This window comes from Alcanivorax sp. 24 (assembly GCF_004360225.1).
GTDB classification, from domain to species: Bacteria; Pseudomonadota; Gammaproteobacteria; order Pseudomonadales; family Alcanivoracaceae; genus Alloalcanivorax; species Alloalcanivorax xiamenensis.
On record NZ_SNUA01000017.1, the window covers coordinates 83,784 to 90,259 of the forward strand.

The window sequence follows — 6,476 nt, forward strand, 5'->3', positions numbered from 1 at the left end:
ATATTCCATTCAATGATTGATTGGCTATGGGGATATAGCGTTTGGATCTGAGTGTGGCTTTGCTGTGGGAGCGAGCTTGCTAGCGAATTGCCCTTACGTATGAATAAAAACATTCGCTAGCAAGCCAGCTCCCACGGAAAGAGCCTCAGCTCTTATCGCTACTGTACTTATAGTAGCTGTAATAACCGTACTCGTTGGAAGCGCGGCGTTCGATACAGTTGAGGATGGCCCCCTTGATGGTGACCTTGTTCTGCTCGAAGCGATTGACGGTGACGTCGATTTCCTTCACCGAGTTCTGGCCGTAGCGGGCCACGATCAGGCTGGTGCCAGCCATCTGACCGACGATGGCGGCGTCGGTTACCGCCAGGATCGGCGGCGTATCCACCAGCACCAGATCGAATTGCTCGGAGAGCTTGTCCATCAGCTCGCCGAAGCGTTTGTGCATCAGCAGTTCCGCCGGATTCGGTGGAATCTGGCCACGGGAAATGAAGGACAGGTTTTCCTCTTTGGTCTGTACCAGCACCTGATCCAGATCCGCCTGGCCGGACAGGAACGACGACAGCCCGGTCTGCCCGTCGTTCTCGAAATAACGGTGCAGGTGCCCCTTGCGCATATCGGCGTCCACCACCACCACGCGCTGCCCCACCTGTGCCAGCACCGCCGCCAGGTTGGCGGTGACAAAGGACTTGCCCACCCCCGGGCTGGGGCCGGAGATCATCAGTACCTTGTTGTCCGCTTCCATCATGGCGAAATGCAGGCTGGTGCGCAGGCTGCGCAGCGCCTCGATGGCCAGATCGCCCGGATCCTTTTCCGCCAGCAGGGAAATCGGCTCGTGTTTACCCTTTTTACGACGGCGCAACGCCGCCATCACCCGGTCCAGTTTCTGCTGATGCTCGGACAACGGCACCGCCGCGTAAACCGAAATACCCTGCTCTTCCAATTGATCCGGAGTTTCCACACCGCGATTGAAGGCGGCACGGATCAGTACATAGCCCACCGACATCATCAAGCCCAGCACACCAGCCAGAGCGGCTATCAGGCCTTTTTTGGGCTTCACCGGCTCTGGTTGCACCAAGGCATTGTCGATAACACGCACATTACCCACGGTACTGGCCCGCATGATGCGCAGCTCCTGCACCTTGTTCAGCAGCGCCACATAGATTTCCTGGTTGACCTCCACGTCGCGCATCAGCCGCAGAATTTCCTGTTGGGTTTCCGGCAGTTGATTAATTTGTTTGTTGATTTCCGCCTTTTCGTTTTCCAGGGAACGGCGCTGCTGCAGCAGGGTCCGGTAAGCTGGGTGTTCACGGGTAAAACGGGCGGAGACTTCGCTTTCCTTGATTTTCAGTTCGTTGAGCTTGGCTTCGATGGCCACCAGCCGCTCCAGCACGGACTGGGTTTCCAGGCTCAGGTCCACGGACTCGCTCTTGAGGCGGTAAGCGTTGAGCTTTTCTTCCGCGCTGGTCAGCGTGCTCTTGATTTCCGGCAGCTGCTGGTCCAGGAATTCCAGGCTCTTTTCCGCCTCCTCGGCGGTGCGCTGAATATTCTGCAGCACATAGTTATCGGCGATGGCGTTGAGCACGGCCCGGATGCGAGCTTTATTGGTACCGGTGTAGCTCATATTGATGATGCCGGTTTGCTTGCCCACCTCGCTCACGCCCAGATTAGCGCGAATCCCATTGACCACCGTGAGCTTGGAGTATTTGATCAGAAGGAGCTCTTCGTTACCGGGCTGCCATTCGCCCAGCTCCAGATGGATGCCGCCGTCCTCGCTGCGCAGAGGTTGATCCGCTGGGCCCTTGGCCACTAATTCTTCATCATAATAAAGCGCCGGCTGGCCGTCCTCGGACTTCAAGGTGAAGGGCTCGTCCAGCAAGCGGTCCGGCACATTGAAGTGGTTCACGGTGACGTAGGTTTGGCTGTCCCGGAAACCGGCGAACAGCGGCACCTGGGTCCCTTCCGGTGCTGGCTCCGGTGCGCTAAAAGCACCGATCAACGGCAGCCGGTCCGGCGCCAGACCAATGTCCATGTGCAACTGATCCACCACCTGACCAAGCACCATACGGGAACGGATCAACTGGATCTCGGCTTCGGAGGAGGACTCCTGGCTCAACAGCTCGTTCAAATCGCCGATGCTGGCCATGCTGCCGGTTTTCGGTTCCACCTGCAGCAGGCCGTCCGCTTTATAGATGGGGGTAGCGACGAAACCGTAGGCCAGCCCCAACAGTAACGCCAACACCGTGGTGCCGATGACCAGCCAGCGGGCGTCCATTAACAGGCCCCACAGGCGGCGCAGGTCGATTTCGTCGTTGATCACGTTGAGGCGGCCGGAATTATTGGTTTGCGGGCTGCTCATAGGGAAAGATCGTTCCTTTTGATCAAAGTTTGCCGGCCCAGGCCTCGGTGGCCTGCCGCAGCATGGGGTAGATGCGTTCGAACACTTCCCGCCCGCGGCGGAAAGGGTCGGGAATATCGTGACCGCCGTTCCAATGGCTCAGCAGAAAGGTCTTGCCGCTGGCCTCCGGAAACTGGCTGATAATGCGATCCCGCTGACGGGTCTCCATCACCAGAATCAGGTCGGTGTCACGACACAGAGCGCTGGTCAGCTTGCGGCCGCTGTGCTCGCCGCATTCCAAGCCGTTGGCCCGGGCCACGTCCCGGGCCAACGGGTCCATATCGTGCCCTTCAAGGCCCACCAAGCCAGCCGAGCTGACCGATTTCTCCGGTTTCAGCTCTTGCAGTAAGGCCGCCACAGTGGGGCTGCGGCAAATATTGCCGTCACAAACGACCAGGATGTTCTCAAACATCAGTCGTCCCGATCCCTCAGCCGGTCTTCGGCCAAGGCCCCGTAGTAAATCATTTGAACGGTTGGCATGATGTTCTGGATCACCCGATTCCAACGGGCCACCGGCGCCGCCGTAATATAGACAATATCGCGGGATTGCAGATTGAATGCGTCCGCCATCACCAGGGCCGTCGCATCCTTGGCGTTCAATTGGTAGACGTCAACCAGATGCTCGGCTCCGGGCTGAGCACGACGCACCACGAAGACGCCTGAGGCGTCCGCGCTCTGCTGATTGAAGCCGCCCACGGTGGACAGGGCTTCCGCCAGGGTCAGCCCATTGCGGGTCATGGGTACCGGTTTTGGTTCCTTCACCTCACCCAGCACGAACACCTTGTTATCTTCGTTGCGGGCCACATGCACCACATCGCCGGGGCGCATCAGCACGTTATGGGCCGGGTTGCCCTGCTGGTATACCGCGCGCAGGCTGAGCCGGTAATCCTGACCGTTCCGGCTCAGATCCACATCGGTCCAGTCCGCGTTCTCCCCCAGGCCGCCGGCGGCGTTCACCGCGTCCAGCAGACGCATGGGCACGTTGGTAATGGGGTAAGCCCCCGGCTGTTTCACTTCACCAGTGACATAGACTTTCTGGCTGCGGAACGCCGCCACCGCCACGTCCACCTGGGGGTCCTCGATGTACTCGGAAATGCGGTCGGCAATCAGATCACGAATTTCCGTCACCTTCAGACCATTGACCTGAATCTTGCCCACATAGGGGTAAAAGATGGTGCCGTCGTTGTGCACCCAGTTGCCGGCTTCGGAGGGACTGCGCATGGAACCGGCGGGGATGGTCAGCTCCGGGTGATCCCAGATGGTGATCTGCAAAACGTCGCCCGGACCGACCTGGTAGTCATAGTCTTCCGGCTCCCGCAGCAGTTCTTCCGGGGGCATCAGGGGCCCTTCCTGTCCTGTCCGCCGCAGGATGGCGGTGCTGATTTGATGTATTTCCACCACGTCGGGCAGCGCCTCGGCTTCCACGCCGTCGTCTTCGCTGAACCAGCCCGGCGCATTGGAAATGTGCGCGCCCGGCGCGAAGGCACAACCGCCCAGCACTCCCAGCAGGGCAAAGATCGGCAGGGACTTGATAGTTGTCGTCATAGTCACCGGAAAGTCCTGTTACCAGTCAAAAGTACGGCGCCATTGCGCCATGGCGGTCAACCGTTCGCTCTCGCCAGCGAAGGTTTCCACCGGATCGTCGGTGGCGGCCAAAGCCCAGGTGAGCCGCCCCCCGAGAAAATCGTGTTCCAGACGCAGCTCACCGAGGAGCACATCCTGCTCCTCCACGGCCTGGAGGATTTCAGCACCGTCCGGGTGCACCTGGGCCCGTTTGCCACCATCCACATTGAGGGTGGCGCTGCTGAAGGCCGCGGTGAACACCACGCCGCCGCGGAAAAACTGCTGCATCCCCAGGGTCGCCACTTTGGCGTCGCTTTCCCAGGTGCTGGCCAGATTGCGTCCATAATATCGGAAGCCGCTGGTATATCTTGAATGTTCGTACATCACGCCTTCACGGGCATTGCCGAACAGATCGCCGGCCACGGTGTTGGCGCCTTCAATAAAGAAGCGCTGACTGCCCTTACCCATATGGGTGAGGAAGTCGAAGCCGAACTGGGTGGCGTATTTGGACGGCAGATAGCCGGCCTCGTCCTCGCCCATGGCCTGGCCATAGAAACTGGTGGGTACGCCGAACAGCGGAAAGTTTGCACGGAAATCAAAGCCAGCAATCTGGTTACTGGGGTCTTGATCCTGCTGCCCGTTGTCCTTGCCGATGATGGCATCCCCCAAAGAATCCCAGCTTTCGGAGCCGCCCTCTCCACCCCATTGGAACAATCGGGTGAAGCCGATTTGCAGGAAGGAGGCCGGACGCAGAGTCAGGCGCCCCCCCAGCAGTTTGGCATCAGGGATGGTACGGTCCTGCTCCAGTTGCCCACCGAACATTTGCAGATCCCAGGGGCCAATCCAGTTGAGCCATCGGGACTGGGGTGCGTACGGGGTTTGGCGGCTGACCCAGAAGCCCGCCACCGGGCGGGCATTGGACGACCAGGCCAGGGAACTGTGCCAGCCCGGACCCCACCAACGGTCGATGGCGCCGACGCCCAGTTGCCAATTACCGAAGCGGCCGGCCACGTAGCTGCCGTCGGCGCGCACTTCACTCTCATCTCGGTCGTTGTCGATGTATTGGGCTTCGATGTTGGCGGCCCAGCGCCGGCCGGTGTAGCTGACGGCCATGCGGGCATCGGCTTCACCCATGGGTTGGGAGCCGAAATGGGAAAACAACGGTTCCTGGTTGGCGCCGCCGAGTGTCAGTGTGGCGGTGCGGGTCTGGCCCTTGGCCTGATCCATGGCGGCGCGCAAGTAGGCGGCGTGATCGGAACTCCCGCACTCTTCCGGCATGCCGGACATACCCACGGCAATCGCCGACCAGTTCAGGGGCCAGGTCAGGGTCAGGCCCTTGAAGCAGCCCATGGCGGACAGCGCTTCCACATGGTGCCTGGCTCGCAAATCACCGGTTTCCACCCAGGGCGCGGCGTGCACCCCGGACACCCATCCGGCCAGCGCGACGATGGCGCTGCCTTTTAACCACTTAGCCCAATCAACCACTGGGGATCCTTTTCCAACCCGTTGTGACACTCCTTCCGGAGCGGGATTATGACCCGGCCGTTACGTCGTGAATACGGCGGCAGGCGGCATTTTACATCGACTTTACCACCGGATGGCTATGCCAGCAGCGATTCTCCGATCCTGCCCGGCCCGAGGCCCTGCTCATTTCGCCATCGCAAACCCCGGCGCGCCGTGTTCCGTTCGACAGAAATCGGCATGGGGTCCTGCTCCCTGCGCTTCAGAGCAACAGGCTCAGGACTCTCTGTTACCGGTTTATGACCGCCCCCCGGGGCCGGCAAGCCAGGACGGTACCGGCGGGCGGGCGCCAGCGCAAGAGCCCGGGGCACTTTGGCGCATCCATTCAGTCTTTTGATACGGAATTGTTACAGAGCATTAACCGCTCACCCCGTGGGAGCTGGCTTGCTGGCGAATTTGGCCCTCCGGCGTTGACCCATTCGCTTGCAAGCAAGCTTCCCACGGCGGCTTCGTGACACACTCCGTGGGAGACCAGCTTGCTGGCGAATACGGCCTCCGGCGTTGGCCCATTCGCTTGCAAGCAAGCTTCCCACGGCGGCTTCGGAGCACACTCCGTGCGAGACCAGCTTGCTGGCGAATACGGCCTCCGGCGTTGACCCATTCGCTTGCAAGCAAGCTTCCCACAGCGGCTTCGTGACACACTCCGTGGGAGACCAGCTTGCTGGCGAATACGGCCTCCGGCGTTGACCCATTCGCTTGCAAGCAAGCTTCCCACGGCGGCTTCGGAGCACACTCCGTGGGAGACCAGCTTGCTGGCGAATTCCGTCCTCCGGCGTTGCCCCATTCGCTTGCAAGCAAGCTTCCCACAGCGGCTTCGTAACACACTCCGTGCGAGACCAGCTTGCTGGCGAATACGGCCTCCGGCGTTGGCCCATTCGCTTGCAAGCAAGCTTCCCACGGCGGCTTCGGAGCACACTCCGTGCGAGACCAGCTTGCTGGCGAATACGGCCTCCGGCGTTGACCCATTCGCTTGCAAGCAAGCTTCCCACAGCGGCTT

General features: G+C 60.6%; 4 protein-coding genes. All 4 read right to left on the reverse strand.

Annotated features, from left to right (window positions below; genetic code table 11):
- Positions 1 to 145: 145 nt before the first annotated feature.
- Genes E0L37_RS18515 through E0L37_RS18530 form a run of 4 tightly spaced genes read right to left on the reverse strand, consistent with a single transcriptional unit; the run spans position 146 to position 5,443 of the window.
- A complete protein-coding gene (locus tag E0L37_RS18515) occupies positions 146 to 2,356 on the reverse strand; it encodes a polysaccharide biosynthesis tyrosine autokinase (protein ID WP_133493137.1) in 2,211 nt (736 codons plus the stop codon).
- 22 nt (positions 2,357 to 2,378) lie between these two features.
- A complete protein-coding gene (locus E0L37_RS18520) occupies positions 2,379 to 2,807 on the reverse strand; it encodes a low molecular weight protein-tyrosine-phosphatase (protein WP_133493138.1) in 429 nt (142 codons plus the stop codon).
- A complete protein-coding gene (locus E0L37_RS18525) occupies positions 2,807 to 3,940 on the reverse strand; it encodes a polysaccharide export protein (protein ID WP_133493139.1) in 1,134 nt (377 codons plus the stop codon). Before E0L37_RS18525 ends, E0L37_RS18520 begins: the two co-directional genes overlap by 1 nt.
- 18 nt (positions 3,941 to 3,958) lie before the next feature.
- Positions 3,959 to 5,443, reverse strand: coding sequence for a capsule assembly Wzi family protein (locus E0L37_RS18530; protein ID WP_133493140.1), 1,485 nt, complete (start codon positions 5,441 to 5,443; stop codon positions 3,959 to 3,961).
- Positions 5,444 to 6,476: the final 1,033 nt, after the last annotated feature.